The following is a 19,289-nucleotide window of genomic DNA, read 5'->3' on the forward strand; positions in this document are numbered from 1 at the left end:
TAGGATTTTCCTAGGGGCTTCTAGAACTGACTAATTGAGTGATCAAGCAGCTTTGGTCAGCAGGACAGCGGTTTCAGGCCGGTTTCTTTGCCTTTGGTCGTGGTCTTTTTTTTATCGCCCGTTATCGTCTTTGGGGCTATCTGCTGTTACCTGCCTTCTTGAGCCTTGTTCTGGGGGTAACGCTTATCATTGCTGCTTTCTGGGCTGTTCAAGTCGTTGGCGATTATTGGTTTGTGGGTGGGGAATGGCAGTGGCTTTACCAAGGGTTCATTGATATTTTGGCCACCCTCATTGCTATCTTTTTAGCCCTAATTGGCTATCAAACGCTAATTCCCCTTGTGGTGATTCCCTTTCTTGGTCCGCTGCTGAATCGTGTCGAAAAAATTACCACAGGACAAACGATTGAGGTGGGGTGGCGGCGCGATCTATTGAACGCCATTGTCGGTGGTTGGTTTGCGCTGCGGGATGCGGTGTTGCAAGTGATTTTTCTGCTGCTTTCATTTCTAACAGGGCCGCTGCAACCTATCGTGATGGCGATCGTCAACAGTTTCTTTCTAGGGCGAGGCAGTTTTGATTACCTCCTTGAAAAACACAGCACTTCCTTGAGAGAGCGCAAACTTTTGACCCTTGCCTATACGCCACAAATCTATGGCCTTGGTTTGGCGCAGTTTTTGGGGCTGTTGATCCCCTTAGTTGGCTTAGTGCTTGTACCACCTGTGGGGGTGGTGGCTGCTGCTTTGCTGATTCAAGATCACCCACCGCAACAACAGTTGATGGCAGCAAATGCGGTTTCTCGGCGTTGATTTGGCGTGGCAGGGAGGGGCGTCAGGGTACTGCTGTTTGCAGTGGCAGGGGCAAGGTTTGGCGTTGGTCGCTCGCGATCGCTCCCGCGATACGGATGAACTCTTGGCATGGATCGATCGCGATGCCCCCCCTGCGCAAGTAGCAATGGTGGCAGTGGATGCCCCCCTCATTATTCCCAATTCACGGGGAATGCGTACCTGCGATCGCCAGTCCCATCAAGTCCTTGGGCGGTACCATGCCGGCTGTTATCCTGCGAATCAGCAGTCTCCCTTTGCGAGTTACACCACGGGGTTTAGTCAAGCCCTCCGCCAGCGGGGGTTTCACCATGCACCTACGATCATCCCCCAAGAACAAGGGCGATTTCAAATTGAAGTCTTCCCCCATGCCACGGCGATCGCTCTCTTTCAGCTTGACCAAATCATTAAATACAAAAAAGGCCGCCTTGCCGAGCGAGCCAAAGGGCTGGCCAAGCTTAGGGATTTAATGGCTACCCATCTTCCCCACTGTGAGCCACCCTTAGCATTGGAACTAACTACCGAAACCCCCACCAACGGGCGAGACCTCAAGGCGCTTGAGGATCAACTAGATGCAGTTCTCTGTGCCTATACGGCAGCCTATTGGTGGTATTGGGGGCGCGATCGCCACTGGGTTTTAGGTGGTGAGTCTTTTTCGCGAGAGCCAGCAGCAACCGATGCCTACTTAAAAACTGGCTATATTGTTGTTCCACGTGCCTAGCTTTCGCGATTGCGGTAGCGTTGCAGTTCCGTGCGCAGAGCAGCAATTTCCGCCCGCAAATCATCAATCAACGCCTGCCAATCCACCCCACTCCGAGGCACCACCATTTCTGCCTCCTGACGGGCGCGAGCTTGCACCTCTTCCATGAATTGATGGAGCCGCTGCTGCTGTTCGGCATCAAATCGCCCCAGTTGACTCAGAAGTTCCACAAATAGATGCTGCGCCTGATCACGCAGGAGCGTTGCGGTTGCTCGACCAAGGAAAAAGGCATCCAGCGGCGATTGACTCATAGAAGCAGTCTTCCTCATCAGTTAGGTCTCTCAATCCCTGAGTGTAACAAAGTTTTACAGGAAACAGGTCTTGCTCTTCTCCGATTCTCGACCTTTTTCCTATAGGACAATTTCCTATAGGACAAATAAGAAAATTTTTGATCTTCCACTAGACAGATCGCGCCCACAAGAACATAGAATTATTTCAATTAAATGCTTTCTTAGCATAGCCATAAGTCATGGGGATGCTCTGCCAAGGTAGTTTCCTGACACTGATTTAGCTATGAAAACCGTTCTAGATTTGCCAAAAGGGGCAGGGATGCTAACAAATTTCGTTAACCGAGTTCATTTTAAGTATTGGCGTGGCGATCTCTTTGGTGGGTTGACTGCTGCCATTGTTGCCTTACCAATGGCTTTGGCCTTTGGGGTCACCTCTGGCGCGGGTGCAACGGCGGGACTCTATTGTGTCGTCTTTCTCGGCTTTTTTGCCGCCCTCTTTGGGGGTACGCCGACGCTCATTTCCAATCCCACAGGGCCGATGACCGTCGTGATTACGGCAGTGATCACCCGTCTAACCAGCGAATACCCCGAACAGGGACTCTACATGGCCTTTACGGTGGTGATGCTGGCAGGCTGTTTTCAAATCCTCTTTGGCCTATTGCGACTGGGCAAGTACATCACCCTCATGCCCTACACCGTGATCTCCGGCTTCATGTCGGGGATCGGCCTGATCATGATCCTGCTGCAAATTGGCCCGCTGTTGGGGCACAGCAGTAAGGGGGGTGTCCTAGGGGCAGTGTACAACTTGCCAGAGTGGATTCAAACGCTGAACCCCACCGCCCTTATTTTAGGACTATTCACCCTTGGTGTCATTTATTTCACACCTCAGAAAATTCGCCGAATTGTGCCGCCACAGCTTTTGGCGCTGGTTTTGGGTACGATTCTGTCAATGGTCTTTTTTGCGGATGCCGGTTTAACCCGCATTGGCACAATTCCTACCGGCCTGCCCCAGTTTGTCCCTCCCACCTTTACGCTGCCAGCGCTGAAAACAATGCTGGTGGACGCAGCCATGCTGGGGATGCTCGGCTGTATTGATTCCCTCTTAACCTCAGTGATTGCCGACAGTATTACCCGCACTCAACATGATTCGGATAAGGAGCTAATTGGTCAAGGTATTGGCAACCTGCTGTCCGGTCTTTTTGGCGGTTTGCCCGGTGCTGGTGCCACGATGGGTACAGTGGTGAATATCCAAGCGGGGGGACGCACTTGCTTATCGGGGATGATTCACGCTGTCATTCTGCTGATGGTGATGCTGTGGGCTGCCCCCCTAACAGAACCGATTCCCAATGCGGTGCTGGCGGGGATTCTGATCAAGGTGGGGATAGACATCATTGACTGGAATTTTCTCAAACGCGCCCATGTGCTTTCTTTGCGAGCCGCCTTCATTATGTATGGCGTGATGCTGCTGACGGTCTTTGTGGATTTGATTGTGGCGGTGGGTGTGGGTGTCTTTATTGCCAATATGCTGACGATTAAGCGCTTGGCGGATCTGCAATCGGAGGATGTCAAGGCGATTACCCATGCCGATGATCAAACCCCCCTCACTCCAGAGGAAAAAGAACTCTTTCGGCAGGCTAAGGGGCAACTGTTGCTCCTCCACCTCGGCGGCCCGATGAGTTTTGGCTCCGCTTGGGCGATTTCGCAACGGCAGGCCATCATGTCGGACTATAAGGTGCTGATTCTCGATGTCAGCAGTGTGCCCCTATTGGGGGTGACAGCAGCCTTAGCCATTGAGTCGTTGATCCAAGAGGCGCAAAAGCATCGTTTGGCGATTTTTCTGGTGAATGGTGCAGCGCAGAAGGCGACTAAAGTGCAACAGCGGCTCCAACGCTTCCGTATTTTGGATCGGTTGCCCGCTGATCATGTGGTGAGCGATCGCCGGCAGGCCCTTGAAAAAGCAATCCAGTTTCTACAGCAAACGGAAGAGCAGCCCACAATCGTGACGGGCAGCTACGAATAGCGGGACACTGCAGGGTTGCCCTGCACGTACCACCGCCAGGGAATCTCCTGCCCTTGGGAAATACCAATGCGAGTGGTCTGTACCACAGGGTCTGTCAACGGCTGGGGCGGGGTTTCCACCCAGATGCCGCTGTCTTTCCCTAGTCGCAAGCCAGAAAGCCGGCGATCAATCCCTAAGAGTTGGCACAGTTTCCCCGGCCCAGCGGCACTGCGGGGAGGCAAGGGCGGGCTGAGCATCTCAAGGGCACGAATCAGAACTGCGCTGGCAAAGTTGGAGCGATCGCTGGCGATATTTAAGCAGTGGTGAATGCCATAGATTTGATAGACATAAATGGTGCCGGGGGCTGCAAACATGGGAGCATTGCGAGGCGTTTGGCGACGATAGCCATGACAGGCGGGGTCCCCGGCCATGTAGGCTTCAGTTTCCACAATGCGGCCTCGGTAGAGTTCACCACTGGCCTGCTGCCGCACGAGAACACACCCCAGTAACTCCCTAGCCACTACCGGTGCAGGGCGGGCAAACCACTCAAGGGGCAGACCCTGATCTCGCTCAATGGGAACCCTGTTCAAAGAGCAATCCCTCCATTAAAGCATAGCGTAGGGGAGCATTCAGGCCAGAGACAGTGTAGAGCATGGCTTCCCGATAGAGACGCTGCACCGTGTGACTGAGCACTAAAGCACTGCCCCCGCTGGTCACCAAGGCGGCTTGGGCAGTTTGAACAGCAAGCTGAATGGCGGCAGCCCGCAGTTGCGCATGGTAGGGGAGATTAATAGTCTCTAGCTCCCCTTGAATCTGGTCGTAAAGGCGCTGCCAGCGATCGCGAAAGGCGTAATAGAGGTTTTTGGCATCGGCACGCTCAGCGAGTATCTGTAAACTCCGACGGGCACAGCCCATAGGGGGAGCACTGCCCCGCAGCAGTTGCTGGCGATCGCGCACGGCCATCCAATCCGCTGCACCTATCCCCACCACATCTTCGGATGGCACAAACCAATCCACCACTTCCGCTTGCACCGTTTGGGTAGAGGGGATCACCGCCAAAGGCAGGGGCAGAGAGAGGTGCAAAATGCCGCCACTGGCCTGTTGGGCATTGGTAAAAGGCAGAAGGGCAAAAAGAATCCGCCGATCCGGCAAGGGGGCAGCAGCGACAAACCTTGTCATGTGCTGAAAGCCACTGAGCCAAGGCAGCGTGCCCCGCAGGAGATAGCCGCCACTGGTGGGTTGAGCTTGTAGCTCCGCTGGGGTATGGCGTAAATGGGAAAAGCTGACCCCAATCAACACCTGCCCTTTCATCAAATCCCCTAAGTAGGTTTGGGCAACGTTCCCTTCAGGATGTTCAAGAATCATCCCCAAGGCGGATTGGTGTTGTGCCACCAAAAAGGCAAGGGCACCAGAGGTTTGCGCTAGTTGCAAGCTCAAATGCCACAGGGTACGGCGATCGCACCCCAATCCCCCCATTGCCTTGGGTACCGCCAAACGGAAAATGCCTAAGTTCCCTAGGGCTTGCAGACTTGCCGATAAAAGGGACGTTTGCTGATCAATACGGTTGGCAATTGGCGCGACAACGGTAGTGAGGTAGGTCTGAATGTCCTTTAGGAGAGGCTGCGCTGCGGGGTCAGCAAAGACCAAGGCATCCATAGTTTAGGAGTACGCCAGATGGGCACGGGGGTTGTAGGACTCAATGGCCTGAAGTTGCCGATAGAGGTCGCGTTCAGCATCGCTCAGTTGGGGCGGCAGGGTAATGACAATTTCCACCAGTTGGTCACCGCGATCGCCATCGGGGCGAGGATAGCCTTTGCCGGCCAGTCGCAAACGTTGGCCTGTGCGTACCCCTGGGGGCACCATCATTTTCACCCAACCATCGAGGGTAGGGGCTTCAATTTGGCCGCCGAGAGCAGCCTCACTGGGGGTCACAGGGAGTTCACAGACAATGTCGTAGTCCTCAAGGCGAAAGAGGGGATGGGGCGTCACCTGAATTTTGAGGTAGAGATCACCGCCGCCCGTGCCCTGCCCCCGTAGCCGAATTCGTTGACCCGTAACCATTCCCGGCGGTAGGGTTACTTCCAAAGAGCGCCCATCTCCAAGGCGAATTCGCTCCCGTCCCCCTGCGTAGGCCTTTTCAAGGGGGATTTCGAGGGTAGCTTCAGCGTCGCGGCGACTCACAGCGGTATAGGCAGTTTTGACGGTGCCAGGGCGAAAATAGTCTGTCTCTATCGTAGGCGAGCGACGGGGGGGATCCGCAGGAACTGTAGAGGTGCGGGGCGATCGCCGACCCAACAGTTGATCCAAAAACTCTTGAAAGTTATCTTCACTGAGGTCGGGTTCTTCCCGGACACTGGTGCCATTGCGCCGAGCCACCGTGGTGCGTTGGGAAGGACGAGTGCGAAAACCGGGTTGTGACCAATATTCACCGTAGCGATCGTATTGCTCACGGCGAGCCGGATCACTTAGAACTTGGTAGGCTTCACTAATGTCTTTGAACTTCTCCTCAGCAGCGCGATCGCCTGGGTTCATATCGGGATGGTACCGCCGCGCCAGCCGCCGATAGGCACGTTTAATCTCCTCCGTACTGGCACTCCGATCCACGCCCAAAAGCTGGTAGTAATCTCGAAAATTACGCATTGACCGTCCTATTCACACTCGCATTTCCAGCCAAGAATGCAACGCAGCTCTACCAGTCGTCGTCATCCCAATCATCCCATGCAGCTGAATCACTGCGCTGGGAGTAGCTGCGGGAACGCCGCGTCCGGGGCGGCTCATCCCACTCATCCTCATAATCGTCGCGCCGCCGCTCTCGACCCCGTACCGCATTAAGACCTTTATTTACTGCTTCCTTGAGGTTGGGCAGCTTAAAGACATCTTCATCCTCTTCCAGTTCCTCTTCGCTGAGGCGCAGTTGACGAACAAATTCGTAGAGCCGCTCTTCAAGGGCCGCATAGGTGAGGTCAATCTGGCGATCGTCCTCATTGCGAATGGCTTCCTGCAATTGCCGCACCAAGGCCTCAATACTACGGCGCTGATCAGCGGCAAATTGATAGCCAAATTCCTGAGCTGCTTCCCGCAATTGACGTTCAGCGCGGTTAATTAAATCTTGGGCGCGGTTGCGCTTCTCAATGCGTGCCCGCCGCTGGCGATCGCTCGCTGCATTGGACTCCGCATCCAAGAGCATCTGCTGAATTTCCTCTTCACTCAGAGTTGAGGCCCCCTGAATCACCACACTTTGCTCACGACCACTAAAGCGATCCAAGGCCACCACCTGGAGCAGGCCATTGGCATCCAAGTCAAAGGAGACTTGAATTTGGGGCACCCCGCGAGGTGCTGGCGGAATTCCCGTTAACTTAAAGCGTCCCAAAGACTTGTTGTGTTCTGCCAGTTCCCGCTCCCCTTGAACCACGTGGATTTCCACTTGGCTTTGGTTATTTTCTGAGGTTGAGAAAATATCGGAGCGACGCACAGGAATTGTTGTGTTGCGGGGAATCAGCACCTTGGTCACCCCACCAATGGTTTCCACACCCAACGAGAGGGGAGTTACATCCAGCAGCAGAATGTCCTTCATTTCCCCTGCCAGAATACCCGCTTGAATTGCTGCCCCAATTGCCACCACCTCATCGGGGTTGACGTTTTGGTTGGGTTCCCGGCCAATCATCTGCCGGACTAGATTCTGCACCATGGGCATCCGCGTCGCACCACCCACCAGCACTACCGCGTCAATTTGACTAGGGGTTAAATGGGCGTCCATCAGTGCCTGTTCGACCGGATAGCGCAGTCGTTGCAGCAGGTCCTGGCTCAGGTCTTCAAATTGGCGGCGACTAAGGGTGGTTTCAATGTGCTTTGGCCCATCCGCTGTGGCGGTAACAAAGGGCAGATCAATGTGGGTTTCCAGTAGGCCAGACAGTTCAATTTTGGCCTTTTCGGCGGCATCGGTGAGCCGTTGTAGGGACTGGCGATCGCGCCGCAGATCAATGCCCTCTTTGGCAAGGAAGTCTTCGGCGAGCCAGTCCACAATTAACTTATCAAAGTCATTGCCCCCCAGTTGGGTATCGCCGCTCGTGGCCTTCACCTCAAACACGCCATCGCCAACTTCGAGAATCGAGACATCAAAGGTGCCACCGCCAAGGTCAAAGACGAGAATTGTCTGCTCCTTCTGGCGATCCAGACCATAGGCCAGAGCCGCCGCCGTGGGTTCATTAATAATTCGCCGCACATTTAAGCCCGCAATACGCCCCGCATCACGGGTGGCCTGCCGCTGGGAGTCATTAAAGTAGGCGGGCACGGTAATCACCGCGTCGGTGACGGGTTCCCCAAGATAGCGACTAGCATCCTCCACCAGCTTGCGCAAGACCATAGCGGAAATTTCCTCGGGGGCAAATTCCCGTTGCAGACGGGGGCACTTGATGCGCACCTTCCCCGATTCATCGCGGCGAATCGTATAGGGTACCCGCTTGGACTCAGCCGTCAGTTCGCTATATTCGCGGCCAATAAACCGCTTCACGGCATAGAAGGTGTTTTGGGGATTGAGCACCGCCTGTCGCCGTGCCAACTGACCCACAAGGCGCTCGCCATCTTTGCCAAAGGCCACCACAGAGGGGGTGGTGCGGGAGCCTTCTGCGTTGGCAATCACAACGGGCTTCCCCCCTTCCAACACAGCAATGACGGAATTGGTTGTCCCCAGATCAATGCCAACAATTTTACCCATGCCGTTTGAACGACTCCGCACTGGTTAGAATAAATGAATAGCGTTATAGTAACGGATTATTTACCCTTCGTTACGCTTATTCGATTGTACGAGATCTACCCCAGACCGTCAGAATCACTCTTTCCCCTGTGCTGCGCGATCGCTACAACGGTATGGACAACCTCAGTCTTCACACCTTCCATTCACCGCTGCTCATCTGTGAAGTCTAGCAGTAAGATAACAGGCAAGAGGTTGCAGCACAGCCTATCAACTGTTGCTACGCCCAATTCCGAAAAGGAGACCGTTCTATGTTACACCGCAAGCTTTATCAACTCTATACCGACGGCCAAGAAGTCTGGATTTACTTGCGGGATCAACAACGCCTGATTGACCGGGCACGCATTGTGGACATCGAAGGAAACGTTGTTACCATTCGCTACGAAACGGAGGAAGACGACGAAGTGTGTGCTTGGGAAGAGATCGTCAATATCGAAAGCATTGGCTCGATCTCACGACGGCTCGCCGCAGTCCCGCGGGGCTATGCGGAGTTACCCATTGCGGATGAATGTCCAGAGGCGGAGCAACTGCCGAAGCATTCCTCGGAAACCGAACACGAGCGTTGATTCTTACCCATGCGCTCAGCCCCCGTTGTGGAGGAGACAGCCACGCTTGATGCCCAGTATATGGGGCACTGCCTTGAGTTAGCGGCTCGTGCCAAAGGCTGTACGGCTCCGAATCCCCTCGTGGGCTGCGTGATTGTGGCGGAGGGACGGGTGATTGGGGAGGGGTTTCATCCCAAGGCAGGGGAACCCCATGCCGAGGTTTTTGCTCTGCGCAGCGTCAGCGAGAGCGATCGCCCCCTCCTCAGCAAAGCCACCCTCTACGTCAATCTTGAACCCTGCAACCACTATGGCCGCACGCCCCCCTGTACCGAGGCGATTATAGCGGCGGGTATTCCCAAGGTGGTGGTGGGCATGATTGATCCGAATCCCCAAGTGGCTGGGGCGGGGGTAGAACGGCTGCGCTCAGCGGGCATCAAAGTCACCGTCGGTGTGCGGGAAGCAGAGTGTCAACGCCTTAACGAAGCGTTTGTTCATCGGGTGCGCTATCAGCGTCCCTTTGGCATTTTGAAATACGCCATGACCCTCGATGGCAAAATTGCCTCCAGTGCCGGCCACAGTCTCTGGGTCAGTGGTGAAGCTGCACGAGCCATGGTGCACCAACTGCGCTCTGAGTGTGATGCAGTGATTGTGGGGGGCAATACCGTGCGCCTCGATAATCCCCTTTTAACCTCGCGCCATGAGCGCAATCCCCTACGGGTGGTGATGAGTCGTACCCTCGATTTGCCCCCAAATGCCCTTTTGTGGGAAACGACCACGGCTTCGACCTTGGTTGTGACTTCTGCTTCGCCCCAGCATCCCCTGATTCCCCAGTTGCAGGCGCGGGGGGTGGAGGTCATTCACCTAGACTCTTTAACACCTACAGCGGTGATGGAGCAGCTTTATCAACGGGGAATGATGACGGTACTTTGGGAGTGTGGCGGTTCCTTGGCAGCAGCCGCAATTGCAGAAGGGATGGTGCAGAAAGTCTGGGCCTTTATTGCACCGAAAATTATTGGCGGCTCCCGTGCTCCCGTGCCGGTGGCGGATCTGGGCTTCACTAAGATGGATGAGGCGCTGTGCCTAGAGGACGTGAGCTGGCAAACCGTAGGCGAGGATATTCTTGTGGTCGGCTACCTACCGTCTAGGTCTCCGGCTCCGTCACCTCAATAATGGTGCAACCCGTTTCTGGGGGAGGCGTATCCGCCTGCTCATAGAGCAAATCAATCCACAGCGACTCCGGGTAGGGCTTGCGACTAGAGACATAAAAAAGCCAATGCTGGCTGACATTGAGTGCCTCTCGCCGCAGCTTAGCCATTGCAGGGGTTGTAATGAGTCGGAGGGCAGTGTTGGCATTGCGCCACTGCTCAATAATTCCAGCGGCAACCCGCAGGGTTTCCCCCTCGCTATTTTCTAGTTCCAGAATGCCGTCAATGTGGATACTCTCCCACCAGTGCTGTGGATCCCGGAGATCCAATCCTTGGCCATCCATGTAGTCAATCAGGTTGGGAAGATATTCACGAATGAAGTTTTGGACAACACTAAAGGGGGGAAAAGGACGCAAGACTTTGAGGCGGCTTGCTGTTTGTTGAAACCACAGCTTGTGGTAAGTCATGGGGATAACGCTCCGTCAGAAAGGCGATCGCCAAAAATCGTTACAAACTCGTTTATTCTACCAAGCAAGCTTGCTCTAATCGTCTCTGAGAGTGAAGATAAATATGTGCCACTTTTGGCCCAATTTGGCACAAGTGTTATAGGACAATTTTGGTTTAAGGAGCAACAATCAGAAGGATGTAAGCCGACTTACATTATTAAAAAAAACTATACATACTGATTAGCTAACTTTGCTCTACTTATTCATTTATTCGAAATAGTGATTTTTCTTTCATGAGCAGCAATTAAGCCCAAGGCGCCATGAATTCAGGTTTTTTGATTATTAACCAGTAGGCAGAAAATTCTTATTTTTATTTTTTGGAGAAAAAATTTACTTCCCAGAGATGGCAGGGCGAGGTAGGGGGAAGGCTTGTCATTTGGTTGTGGATTGGGTAAAGTCACCTAGAAGTTTCGTCGTGGTGCCAAAACACCCTTTGCATAAACAACAGATTGGGACAGTTTTAGGCATAGATGCGGCGAGTGGCCTCTGGCTCCCTTGAACGATTGCTCATGATGTGTGTTCTCAATTCACCCCTTTGTCGAATCACTGTAAATTTCGTGTGCGAGGAGGATTACCTTGAGGAACGATAGTCGTACCCCTACCGCCTCTCAGGATGCACCTCTTGCGTCTGCTTCTATGCTTGGTCGTTCGCTGCGCTCCCTTTGTTCCTGTCTGCCTTTGCTAGGCACCTTTGCCCTAGTTCAGCCCACCCAAGCCCTTGACTTGACCACCCTTGCGGGCGATCGCGATCTGGGTTCAAAGGACGTTCGCTCCGACTCTCTCAACCTCCCCTCCCTCTTCAGCACTGAAACCCAAGACCCGATTGCTGAGTTTGAAAATCTTTTATCCGCCGACAAAACTGAATTACTTTTGGGCGTCACCCAAGCGGCATGGCAACGCACTATCCAGACGGAGGTGAGTTTTGCGCCCCTCACCCTAAAAAGACCAGCACCGACCCTCTCTGCCTTTGCTTCCTTTGACCGTCTCAGCCCTCCTTCTGAACCCACTTTCAAGGTGGTAGATCATCGGGTTCGCACCGATAGCTTGGCGGATTTGGTGACGCAAGCCACCACCTCGGTCGTTGCCTCCTTGATCACCGATGCCCCGTTAGGAATGGGCGGCTCCTTAGAACAAACTACAACGGAAATTGAACTAGAAGCAGCGGTGGGAGAAGCTACCGAACCTTCCCAACCATCAACACTTGTTAGCTATCGGCCACTGCCCACCTCTGCCCCAAGGCCAATCCTACCACCTGTGCCTCTGGGGCGTGCTTCTGAGGGACAACGTCACCCGACTCCTGTACCTGTTTCAGTTCGAACGCGCCTTACCTCATCTGCTTTCCCCCAGCCCACAATTGCCCCGCAAGCAACAACCGTAACGGCATCGCCACCCGCTACTGTGCTGACCATTGTGTCTCCTATCCCCGTCAAGGTGGCACGCTCAATTGTGGCTCCCCCTTTACCCAGTAATCTTGACCTGCCCCCTCTGCCCAACTTCGATCGCTTCCTGCCTAGCCTGACGACAAACTTTATTTGGCCGGCGCGTGGTGTGTTGACTTCTGGCTTTGGCCCCCGCTGGGGACGGATGCACCGCGGGATTGATATTGCAGCTCCTGTAGGTACGCCCATTTATGCTGCGGCTGCCGGTGTGGTGACCTACTCCCAATGGAACGACGGTGGCTATGGCAATCTGGTGGAAATTCGCCATGCCGATGGCACGCTGACGCTCTATGCCCACAACCATCGCAACTTGGTGCGCGTAGGCCAATACGTTGAGCAGGGTCAGCAAATTGCCGAAATGGGCAGTACGGGTCGCAGCACAGGCCCCCACGTCCACTTTGAAATTCACCCCCCAGGGCGGGGTGCTGTTAACCCGATGATCTTCTTGCAACGTAGTCAAGGCTAGTCGTTGACGGTCTATTTTGTGGGTGCGGGACTGGGAACTCCCGCCTCGCTCACAATTCAGGCAGGGACTTGTCTGCAGCAGGCGCAGGTGGTTCTCTACGATGCCCTGCTCTCCCCTAACCTCTTAGAACTCACCCCCTGTGATTGCTTGCGGGTGGCGGTGGGCAAACGAGCGGGAGCTGAGGCAGTTCCCCAAGCGGAAATCAACCGCCTTTTAGTGGAGTACGGCCAGCAGTATCAACGGGTTGTGCGCCTTAAAAGTGGCGATCCGGGGCTGTTTGGCCGTTTGCATCAGGAGCTTGAGGCTGTTTTGGCAGCGGGTCTTGAGGCTGTGGTGATTCCGGGGGTATCCTCAGCGCTAGCAGCACCCTTATTGGCGGGTCTCTGTGTCACTGCCAAGGACATGAGTCAGTCGGTAGCGATTTTGTCGGGGCATGCGCCAGAAAGCCTTTCTTGGTCAGCGATCGCTCAAATGGAGACGCTGATTTTTTTGATGGCTACCCGTTCCCTGCCATATATCGTCGAGGAATTGCTCAGGCAGGGGCGATCGCCCACTGAGGGATTGGCCATTCTGCAATGGGTCGGGCAACCGCAGCAACGATTCTGGTTTGGCACCCTAGAGAGTTATCTGAAGACGCCTGACTTTCCAGACATGGCTCCTGCGGTCATTGTCATTGGCGCGATCGCCCAAAAACGTTACCCTTTGGCTAGTCTAGATCTGGCCTTCCCTGAGTTTTTGAGGACTTTCCCACCATCCATGTCTCCGCTCCACGGCAAAACCATTCTCGTCACCCGGGCAGCAACTCAAGCAAGTGAGTTTACCCAACAACTCACTGCTGCCGGTGCGCGAGTTGTAGAAATGCCGACACTGGAAATCGTTCCTCCCAGTTCTTGGCAGCCCCTTGATCGAGCCTTGGCGCAACTCGATACCTTTGACTGGCTGATTCTGACTTCCCACAATGCCGTTAGCTTTTTTATGGAACGGCTACAATATCACGGCAAGGATAGTCGTGCCCTTGCGGCTCTCAAGATTGCTGTTGTTGGCGAAAAAACCGCCCAAACCCTCAGCCGTTATGGCCTATTGGCTGACTTTACCCCCAGGGAATTTGTTGCCGATGCCCTCGTGGCGGAATTCCCAGAACCGGTTGTGGGCTTGCGTTTTCTTTTTCCACGGGTTGAAAAAGGGGGACGACCCGTATTGGTAGAAACCTTTACGGCTGCGGGCGCGGAGGTTGTTGAAGTGCCCGCCTATGATTCCCGCTGTCCCCAAAGCGTTGATGCTCAAGTCTTAGGAGCGCTGCAGGCGGGTGAGGTAGATATCGTCACGTTTACCAGTTCTAAGACAGTGAAACATTTTTGCCAACTGCTGGGTGCTCAGGCAGCAGAGTTACTTCAGAAGGTGCAGATTGCCAGTATTGGCCCGCAAACTTCGCAAACTTGCTGCGAACTCTTGGGGCGAGTGGACGTTGAAGCCACAGAACATACCCTAGAGGGACTGCTACAGGCGCTGTTACGCATAACTTAGTGCTTTGGGTGCACCAATCCGCTAGTGTGAAAAAAGGACTATTCTAAGGGAATTGCCGAGCATGACCCACGCAACTGATGTGGTAACCCTTGCGCGTTGGATGGCAGCGGATTTTAGTAACCAAGCCCAAGCCTTTGAGAATCCACCCTTCTATGCCCATATTCGGGTGTGTATGCGACCCCTGCCCAATGGGTTTTTGGAGGGCATTGCCCTGTATGTGGAACAGGCCTACGACTACCTCCTAAATATCCCCTACCGCACACGGGTTTTGGAACTACTGCCCGCCAATGATCACATTGTGATTAAAAATTATGTGCTCAAGGATGAAAAGCGGTTTTTTGGGGCAGCGCGCGATCGCCAGCGACTTCAGGCCATGACAGCCGATGATCTAGAACTTCTCTGTGGCTGTAATATGCTCACCTACTGGACAGGGCACAGTTTTCGCGGCGAAGTGGAGCCAGGCAAAGCCTGCAAAGTCGTGCGCAAAGGACGGGAAACCTACTTAGACAGCACCTTTGAAATTGATGCTGAGCGCTTCATTAGCCACGATCGCGGACGGGATCCGGAAACCGATGAGCACGTTTGGGGATCTGTGGCAGGCCCTTTTCACTTTGTACGCTGGCAGAGCTTTGCCGATGAAATTGCGGTTTAGGCCGTTTGCCAATCGGGTAGGGGCTTTCCTTGGTAATAGAGGCGAAAGAGTCCCCAACTGCCGAGGGCGATCGCAACCAAGCTAACCACTTGGGCAATTCGCAGCGGGCCCAACATCAGGCTATCCATGCGCAGTCCTTCAATCCAGAAGCGACCGAGGCTGTAGACAATGGCATACACCATTAAGAGCGTGCCGGGCTTTTGATAGCGAGGGTGACGAAAGAGCCACAGCAGGAGAAGAAACACCCCCAGATTCCAAAGGGACTCATAGAGAAATGTGGGGTGATAGTAGGCTTCGTGCATCAATTGAGGAGGCCGCTGCGACACGGGAATGTAGAGTTTCCACGGCAAATCAGTGGGAGCGCCAAAGGCCTCAGAGTTAAAGAAATTGCCCCAGCGACCAATAGCCTGTCCCAAAATCAGGGCAGGGGCAATGACGTCGGCCACTTGCCAAAAGGAAAGCCGCTGCACATAGGTAAAGACTGCCAGAGCCAGCATGCCGCCCAAAATGGCACCGTGAATGGCAATGCCCCCTTTCCAAACTTGCACCACTTGATCTAAGTGTTTTTGGTAAAAGCCCCAGTGAAAGACCACGTAATAGAGCCGCGCGGTGGGAATTGCCGCCACCACTAACCAAATTGCTAGATCTGCGATCAGATCGGGATTGATCTGCCGCTGGCGCGCCAAGCGTTGACTCAGCCAAATGCCAACAAAGACAGCAAGGGCAACCAATAGCCCATACCAGCGCAAGGTGATAAACCCCAGTTCAAGGGTGGCCCCAGGGGATTGGAAGGTGGCAATCATGCCTAAAACAGCTTCTAAGCGGCACGCGCTGTTTGAACGACCGTGGCAAAGGCGTTAGCATCCAGCACGGCAAGTTGAGCCAGCATTTTGCGATTCAGTTGAATCTCGGCTTTCTTCAGGGCGCCCATGAGTTGACTGTAGCTCATGCCGTGTTGACGGGCAGCCGCGTTAATCCGTGCAATCCAGAGCCGCCGAAAGTCCCTTTTGCGCCGCCGGCGATCGCGATAGGCATTGCAGAGTGCTTTCATGACCACCTGATTGGCGGTGCGGAAGAGCTTGGAGTGCCCCGCCCGATAGCCCTTGGCCAGCTTAAGAATTTTTTTGCGCCGTTTGCGGGCAACGTTACCTCGTTTGACCCTTGCCATAGTTCAATTTCACCCTTGATCAAAAACTGAAAATTTATTTAAGCGTAGGGCAGCATCAGTGACACCCGCTCAAAGTCCCGTGGATCGACAAGAGCTTTGTGAGACAAACGATTCTTGCGATCGCTGGACTTGTGTTCGAGTAAGTGGTTTTTGTTGGCCTTGCGGCGGACAAACTTACCACTGCCCGTCGTCCGAAATCGTTTGGCAGCAGCACGACGTGTTTTTAGCTTTGGCATAGCTTTGCCCTATTTTAGACACAGCTTACTAGTGTACTATGTTGAAGAGAGTCTTAGCAAGCTGCATGGAACTGGAGTTTATTCCTGTCGAAGAGTTTTATTTTGCCCTTACCTTGGCCATGCGCACCCTTGAAGATTTGGGAGATGCAGCATTTGTAGAACGGGTGCGATCGCGCTTGCAGGAGCGGTTTGGCCAAGCCTCAACGGTTGCTGCTGCTAAGCAAAACACCTTTAATTATGTCTTTCGCGTCAAGGGAGTGGACAATAGCCCCGCCCCACAGCTCATCCTATCCATCGCCGACTGGCAAGGGAAAATCCGCCTCAGCAGTGACTATGGCTGGACATTGGATGCGCAGCGTAAAACAATCCGCACGGAGAAATTTGGCGATCGCCCCCAATTTTGCCAACAGGTGAAAGCTCACCTTGCCCAGTGGCTGGCACTGCCGGAATTTCTTGAGGTGTGAATGTTTGATCTAGAAACCACCCTTGACACAGCCATTAAAACTTGGTCGGTGGTGCATACCCCCTTTTTACCCCCAGATCAGGTTGTGCAAGCCCTGAGCACCCTTGAGCAACGGGCTGATGTTCATGGTCTCGCTTGGGGGGGCTACCCTCAAGCAGAACGTTGTCGGCTGGCGATCGCTCCCATTGACCTCAGTCTTGAAGAGCAACAGCCGCCCCTTGCTTTGGTGCGAATCACAGGCAACTTTCTTTTTGATCCGGCCACCTACAGTGATTTTGAGCGAGCGATCGCCGATGCGGGTCTCGATGAAGGGGATTATGGGGATGTGATTCTCCTTGGAGAACGGGGAGCACAGGTCGTTCTCATCCCTGAAATAGTCCCTACTTTACAAGAACACTTAAAACAGGTGCGAACCGTACCAGTGACTGCGGATGTCTGTGACTGGTCAGAACTGGCCGTAGCGCCCCCGCAACGGAAATCCCTCAGTACCGTCGAAGCATCATTGCGCTTGGATGCTGTGGCTTCAGCCGGGTTTGGCGTTTCCCGTAGTAAAATGAGCGAGTGGATTAACCAAGCGCTAGTGCGGGTAAATTGGCAAATTGTGCAGCAACCTCGGCATCTGCTCAAAGTGAATGACCTCATTGCCATTCGCGGCAAGGGGCAATTGCAGATTCAAGACATTCAAGTCACCAAGAAAGAACGCTACCGCATTCAGATGGAGCGCATTCGCTAAAGCCATGGACCTGCTGCTGTCGAAATTACTGCCGCCCCTGCTGTATCCATTACCCTTGGCCTGTTGGGCATTGATTTTTGCCATTGTTCGTTTTTGGCGCGCCCCCAAACAGGCAGCGATCGCCCTTGTGATTGCCCTGAGCATTTTACTCTTGAGTGGCAATGACTATGTGGCAACGGCTCTCATTGCTTCCTTGGAGCGGCAGTATTTACCCCCTAATCCTATGCCCAAAGCTGCCGCCATTGTCGTTCTGGGTGGTGCTGTTGTCCCGCAGACTGCGCCGAGACCTTGGGTAGAGGTCACCGAAGGGGGCGATCGCATTCTCTACGGTGCCCACCTCTTTCGCCAAGGCTATGCCCCCTATCTCATCCTTAGTGGTGGTCGCATTAAGTGGCTCGGCGAAACCTTTCAGCGGGGAGAAGCAGCAGATATGGCCGAAATTGCCACCACCTGCGGTGTCCCGAGAGACAAGATTCTCCTAGACACTACCTCACTGAATACCTATGAAAATGCCGTGAATGTCAAAGCGCTTCTTGAGAAGCATCAAATTCAGGGGGATCTGCTGCTGGTGACATCCGCTTACCACATGCCTCGCTCCGTCGCCATTTTTCGCCGTTTGGGGATGAATGTGATTCCAGCACCCACCGACTATCGGTATCTCTCGATCGCGCGATCGCCCACGTGGCAAAACCTTCTCTTGAGCCTGATCCCCAATCCCTACAACGTGGACATCACCACCATTGCCCTGCGGGAATACCAAGGCCTGCTCGTCTATAAACTACGGGGTTGGCTCTAGAGGCCTTGGGCACGCAGAAACCCTTGACATACCTTCACAAAAGCAGGGGTTGATTCATAGGGCAATACATTGCGGCCCGGAATCACAACCCCCTGAGCATTGGGAAATGTCTTCGTATAAAACTGCAACCGTTCTTCAGGCGATTCAGCCCCACCATCGCGACTGATACTAGAGGCTTGATCCCCCATCACCACAAGCACTGGCTGCTCAGTCTGCTGCATTTTCTGACGATAGTCCCGCCGCCAAAAGCCCGATAGGAATGAATACACCGCATAGCGACTCTCCAAGTCAGCACAACCGGCGGCCAGCATTTTTAGCCACTCATCATCTACATCCTCAGGCTTGGCAAAAAGCTGATTGATTGAAAACTGCCGCAGGAAACTTTCTTGGCGGGCATAGAGATAAAAGCCCCAACCCAAGGGAGAGTCAAAGAAATTCCAGCGCACCTTTTGCCACGTGGGATCGGTGTTTTCAGACACCAAAGAAGCTGCTGGTGGGCCACTGAGGATCATTGCCTGTATCCATTGAGGATCAAGATGTACTAGCTCCATCGCTACGGGAAACAAGGCTCCTTGAACAATCAGAATTACTGGTTGGCAAATCTCAGAGGTGATAAAGAAATGTAACTGCGCTGCCCAATCTTCCGGATAGTAGGCGTAATGGGGCAAGGCACTTTGTCCGCAGCCCAGCAAGTCAGGGATGTAGAATGAGCAACTTTGCCCTTGGGAGTGCCAATGGCTCACACAGCGATCCCAAAACTGACCAGAGAGACCAACCCCCACTGGATGGATAAAAAGAATGGGTTTTTGCCCTTCTTCGGCACAACAGCGATAGGCGCAGGAAAGATCCTGCCACTGATAGGTTTTAGAGGCGAACGACGACATTCCTGACGCTCCTGCCAATTTCTTGAAAAAACTCTTGCAACGCGGTCAACAGTAAGCTTGTTACCCCTCTCAACAATATGACTGATCCCTAACATTCGGTAGCAATTTTAACCAAATTTTTCCCTTGCCTTAACCTAATCCCCCGAATCTGTTGCTTATTCTGACGAAAGGGTAG

20 protein-coding genes and 1 pseudogene are annotated in these 19,289 nt (G+C 53.8%); 11 read left to right on the forward strand and 10 right to left on the reverse strand.

The annotated features are described in order from the left end of the window. The first annotated feature begins 38 nt into the window (after positions 1 to 38). On the forward strand, positions 39 to 803 hold the full coding sequence (locus ACK4HN_RS04905; protein ID WP_409868894.1) for an EI24 domain-containing protein: 765 nt from the start codon (positions 39 to 41) through the stop codon (positions 801 to 803). After that, a complete protein-coding gene (locus ACK4HN_RS04910; protein ID WP_409868895.1) occupies positions 784 to 1,539 on the forward strand; it encodes a DUF429 domain-containing protein in 756 nt (251 codons plus the stop codon). The genes ACK4HN_RS04905 and ACK4HN_RS04910 overlap by 20 nt, the downstream gene beginning before the upstream one ends. Here ACK4HN_RS04910 and ACK4HN_RS04915 read toward each other — a convergent pair. Then, positions 1,536 to 1,829, reverse strand: coding sequence for a DUF6825 family protein (locus ACK4HN_RS04915; RefSeq protein ID WP_409868896.1), 294 nt, complete (start codon positions 1,827 to 1,829; stop codon positions 1,536 to 1,538). The genes ACK4HN_RS04910 and ACK4HN_RS04915 overlap by 4 nt on opposite strands. 298 nt (positions 1,830 to 2,127) lie before the next feature. On the opposite strand from ACK4HN_RS04915, the gene ACK4HN_RS04920 reads away from it, so the two are divergent. Then, positions 2,128 to 3,828 carry a SulP family inorganic anion transporter gene (locus ACK4HN_RS04920; RefSeq protein ID WP_409868897.1) on the forward strand — a complete coding sequence of 567 codons (1,701 nt, stop codon included), beginning with the start codon at positions 2,128 to 2,130 and terminating at the stop codon, positions 3,826 to 3,828. On the opposite strand, the gene ACK4HN_RS04925 is transcribed toward ACK4HN_RS04920, so the two are convergent. Genes ACK4HN_RS04925 through dnaK form a run of 4 tightly spaced genes read right to left on the reverse strand, consistent with a single transcriptional unit; the run spans position 3,819 to position 8,521 of the window. Beyond that, entirely contained in the window at positions 3,819 to 4,397 is a 579-nt protein-coding gene (locus tag ACK4HN_RS04925) for a DNA-3-methyladenine glycosylase (RefSeq protein ID WP_409868898.1), read from the reverse strand. The two genes, ACK4HN_RS04920 and ACK4HN_RS04925, sit on opposite strands and share 10 nt — an antisense overlap. Next, a complete protein-coding gene (locus ACK4HN_RS04930; RefSeq protein WP_409868899.1) occupies positions 4,378 to 5,463 on the reverse strand; it encodes an acyl-CoA dehydrogenase family protein in 1,086 nt (361 codons plus the stop codon). Before ACK4HN_RS04930 ends, ACK4HN_RS04925 begins: the two co-directional genes overlap by 20 nt. A 3-nt stretch (positions 5,464 to 5,466) precedes the next feature. Further along, entirely contained in the window at positions 5,467 to 6,447 is a 981-nt protein-coding gene (locus ACK4HN_RS04935) for a DnaJ C-terminal domain-containing protein (RefSeq protein ID WP_409849302.1), read from the reverse strand. Between the two features lie 49 nt (positions 6,448 to 6,496). Next, the gene (gene dnaK / locus ACK4HN_RS04940; protein WP_409868900.1) at positions 6,497 to 8,521 is read right to left on the reverse strand and encodes a molecular chaperone DnaK; all 2,025 of its coding nucleotides are present in this window, start codon (positions 8,519 to 8,521) and stop codon (positions 6,497 to 6,499) included. 287 nt (positions 8,522 to 8,808) lie between these two features. Here dnaK and ACK4HN_RS04945 point away from each other — a divergent pair, with 287 nt between their 5' ends. Beyond that, positions 8,809 to 9,123 carry a DUF6679 family protein gene (locus ACK4HN_RS04945; protein ID WP_024125163.1) on the forward strand — a complete coding sequence of 105 codons (315 nt, stop codon included), beginning with the start codon at positions 8,809 to 8,811 and terminating at the stop codon, positions 9,121 to 9,123. 9 nt (positions 9,124 to 9,132) lie between these two features. Beyond that, positions 9,133 to 10,272, forward strand: coding sequence for a bifunctional diaminohydroxyphosphoribosylaminopyrimidine deaminase/5-amino-6-(5-phosphoribosylamino)uracil reductase RibD (gene ribD / locus ACK4HN_RS04950; RefSeq protein WP_409868901.1), 1,140 nt, complete (start codon positions 9,133 to 9,135; stop codon positions 10,270 to 10,272). On the opposite strand, the gene ACK4HN_RS04955 is transcribed toward ribD, so the two are convergent. Further along, a complete protein-coding gene (locus ACK4HN_RS04955) occupies positions 10,244 to 10,714 on the reverse strand; it encodes a hypothetical protein (protein ID WP_409849295.1) in 471 nt (156 codons plus the stop codon). The two genes, ribD and ACK4HN_RS04955, sit on opposite strands and share 29 nt — an antisense overlap. Before the next feature lie 1,512 nt (positions 10,715 to 12,226). Here ACK4HN_RS04955 and ACK4HN_RS04960 point away from each other — a divergent pair. From ACK4HN_RS04960 to ACK4HN_RS04970, 3 genes and pseudogenes are all read left to right on the forward strand, one after another. After that, a pseudogene (locus ACK4HN_RS04960) lies at positions 12,227 to 12,658 on the forward strand (M23 family metallopeptidase); the annotation flags it as partial. A 3-nt stretch (positions 12,659 to 12,661) separates the two neighbouring features. Then, the gene (gene cobA / locus ACK4HN_RS04965; protein ID WP_409868902.1) at positions 12,662 to 14,182 is read left to right on the forward strand and encodes a uroporphyrinogen-III C-methyltransferase; all 1,521 of its coding nucleotides are present in this window, start codon (positions 12,662 to 12,664) and stop codon (positions 14,180 to 14,182) included. A 61-nt stretch (positions 14,183 to 14,243) separates the two neighbouring features. After that, positions 14,244 to 14,834 (forward strand): chromophore lyase CpcT/CpeT, encoded by a 591-nt coding sequence (locus tag ACK4HN_RS04970; protein WP_409868903.1) that lies wholly within the window; start codon positions 14,244 to 14,246, stop codon positions 14,832 to 14,834. Here the strand turns inward: ACK4HN_RS04970 and lgt are convergent. From lgt to rpmI, 3 genes are read right to left on the reverse strand one after another with little or no spacing between them, the layout of a single operon-like run. Next, positions 14,831 to 15,637: a prolipoprotein diacylglyceryl transferase gene (gene lgt, locus ACK4HN_RS04975; protein WP_409868904.1), complete on the reverse strand. Its 807-nt coding sequence runs from the start codon at positions 15,635 to 15,637 to the stop codon at positions 14,831 to 14,833. The two genes, ACK4HN_RS04970 and lgt, sit on opposite strands and share 4 nt — an antisense overlap. Before the next feature lie 14 nt (positions 15,638 to 15,651). Next, complete coding sequence (gene rplT / locus ACK4HN_RS04980; protein ID WP_409868905.1) at positions 15,652 to 16,002, reverse strand: 50S ribosomal protein L20; 351 nt, start codon at positions 16,000 to 16,002, stop codon at positions 15,652 to 15,654. 38 nt (positions 16,003 to 16,040) lie between these two features. Further along, the gene (rpmI, locus tag ACK4HN_RS04985) at positions 16,041 to 16,238 is read right to left on the reverse strand and encodes a 50S ribosomal protein L35 (protein WP_409849285.1); all 198 of its coding nucleotides are present in this window, start codon (positions 16,236 to 16,238) and stop codon (positions 16,041 to 16,043) included. Between the two features lie 65 nt (positions 16,239 to 16,303). On the opposite strand from rpmI, the gene ACK4HN_RS04990 reads away from it, so the two are divergent. From ACK4HN_RS04990 to ACK4HN_RS05000, 3 genes are read left to right on the forward strand one after another with little or no spacing between them, the layout of a single operon-like run. Continuing rightward, positions 16,304 to 16,702, forward strand: a complete 399-nt coding sequence (locus ACK4HN_RS04990) for a hypothetical protein (RefSeq protein WP_181494379.1) — start codon at positions 16,304 to 16,306, stop codon at positions 16,700 to 16,702. Then, positions 16,703 to 17,434 (forward strand): photosystem II S4 domain protein, encoded by a 732-nt coding sequence (locus ACK4HN_RS04995; protein ID WP_409877299.1) that lies wholly within the window; start codon positions 16,703 to 16,705, stop codon positions 17,432 to 17,434. Between the two features lie 4 nt (positions 17,435 to 17,438). Continuing rightward, positions 17,439 to 18,230 (forward strand): YdcF family protein, encoded by a 792-nt coding sequence (locus ACK4HN_RS05000; protein WP_409868907.1) that lies wholly within the window; start codon positions 17,439 to 17,441, stop codon positions 18,228 to 18,230. Here the strand turns inward: ACK4HN_RS05000 and ACK4HN_RS05005 are convergent. Continuing rightward, positions 18,227 to 19,114 carry an alpha/beta fold hydrolase gene (locus ACK4HN_RS05005; RefSeq protein ID WP_409868908.1) on the reverse strand — a complete coding sequence of 296 codons (888 nt, stop codon included), beginning with the start codon at positions 19,112 to 19,114 and terminating at the stop codon, positions 18,227 to 18,229. The two genes, ACK4HN_RS05000 and ACK4HN_RS05005, sit on opposite strands and share 4 nt — an antisense overlap. Between the last annotated feature and the right edge of the window lie 175 nt (positions 19,115 to 19,289).

The sequence above is a fragment of the Thermosynechococcus sp. genome (genome assembly GCF_046299655.1).
Lineage (GTDB): Bacteria > Cyanobacteriota > Cyanobacteriia > Thermosynechococcales > Thermosynechococcaceae > Thermosynechococcus.

Coding starts and splice junctions, on each gene's coding strand:
- ACK4HN_RS04910 (WP_409868895.1), top strand. CDS start 784: ATGCGGTTTCTCGGCGTTGATTTGGCGTGGCAGGGAGGGGCGTCAGGG.
- ACK4HN_RS04915 (WP_409868896.1), bottom strand. CDS start 1,829: ATGAGTCAATCGCCGCTGGATGCCTTTTTCCTTGGTCGAGCAACCGCA.
- ACK4HN_RS04920 (WP_409868897.1), top strand. CDS start 2,128: ATGCTAACAAATTTCGTTAACCGAGTTCATTTTAAGTATTGGCGTGGC.
- ACK4HN_RS04930 (WP_409868899.1), bottom strand. CDS start 5,463: ATGGATGCCTTGGTCTTTGCTGACCCCGCAGCGCAGCCTCTCCTAAAG.
- ACK4HN_RS04935 (WP_409849302.1), bottom strand. CDS start 6,447: ATGCGTAATTTTCGAGATTACTACCAGCTTTTGGGCGTGGATCGGAGT.
- dnaK (WP_409868900.1), bottom strand. CDS start 8,521: ATGGGTAAAATTGTTGGCATTGATCTGGGGACAACCAATTCCGTCATT.
- ACK4HN_RS04945 (WP_024125163.1), top strand. CDS start 8,809: ATGTTACACCGCAAGCTTTATCAACTCTATACCGACGGCCAAGAAGTC.
- ribD (WP_409868901.1), top strand. CDS start 9,133: ATGCGCTCAGCCCCCGTTGTGGAGGAGACAGCCACGCTTGATGCCCAG.
- ACK4HN_RS04955 (WP_409849295.1), bottom strand. CDS start 10,714: ATGACTTACCACAAGCTGTGGTTTCAACAAACAGCAAGCCGCCTCAAA.
- ACK4HN_RS04970 (WP_409868903.1), top strand. CDS start 14,244: ATGACCCACGCAACTGATGTGGTAACCCTTGCGCGTTGGATGGCAGCG.
- lgt (WP_409868904.1), bottom strand. CDS start 15,637: ATGATTGCCACCTTCCAATCCCCTGGGGCCACCCTTGAACTGGGGTTT.
- rplT (WP_409868905.1), bottom strand. CDS start 16,002: ATGGCAAGGGTCAAACGAGGTAACGTTGCCCGCAAACGGCGCAAAAAA.
- rpmI (WP_409849285.1), bottom strand. CDS start 16,238: ATGCCAAAGCTAAAAACACGTCGTGCTGCTGCCAAACGATTTCGGACG.
- ACK4HN_RS04990 (WP_181494379.1), top strand. CDS start 16,304: ATGGAACTGGAGTTTATTCCTGTCGAAGAGTTTTATTTTGCCCTTACC.
- ACK4HN_RS04995 (WP_409877299.1), top strand. CDS start 16,703: ATGTTTGATCTAGAAACCACCCTTGACACAGCCATTAAAACTTGGTCG.
- ACK4HN_RS05000 (WP_409868907.1), top strand. CDS start 17,439: ATGGACCTGCTGCTGTCGAAATTACTGCCGCCCCTGCTGTATCCATTA.
- ACK4HN_RS05005 (WP_409868908.1), bottom strand. CDS start 19,114: ATGTCGTCGTTCGCCTCTAAAACCTATCAGTGGCAGGATCTTTCCTGC.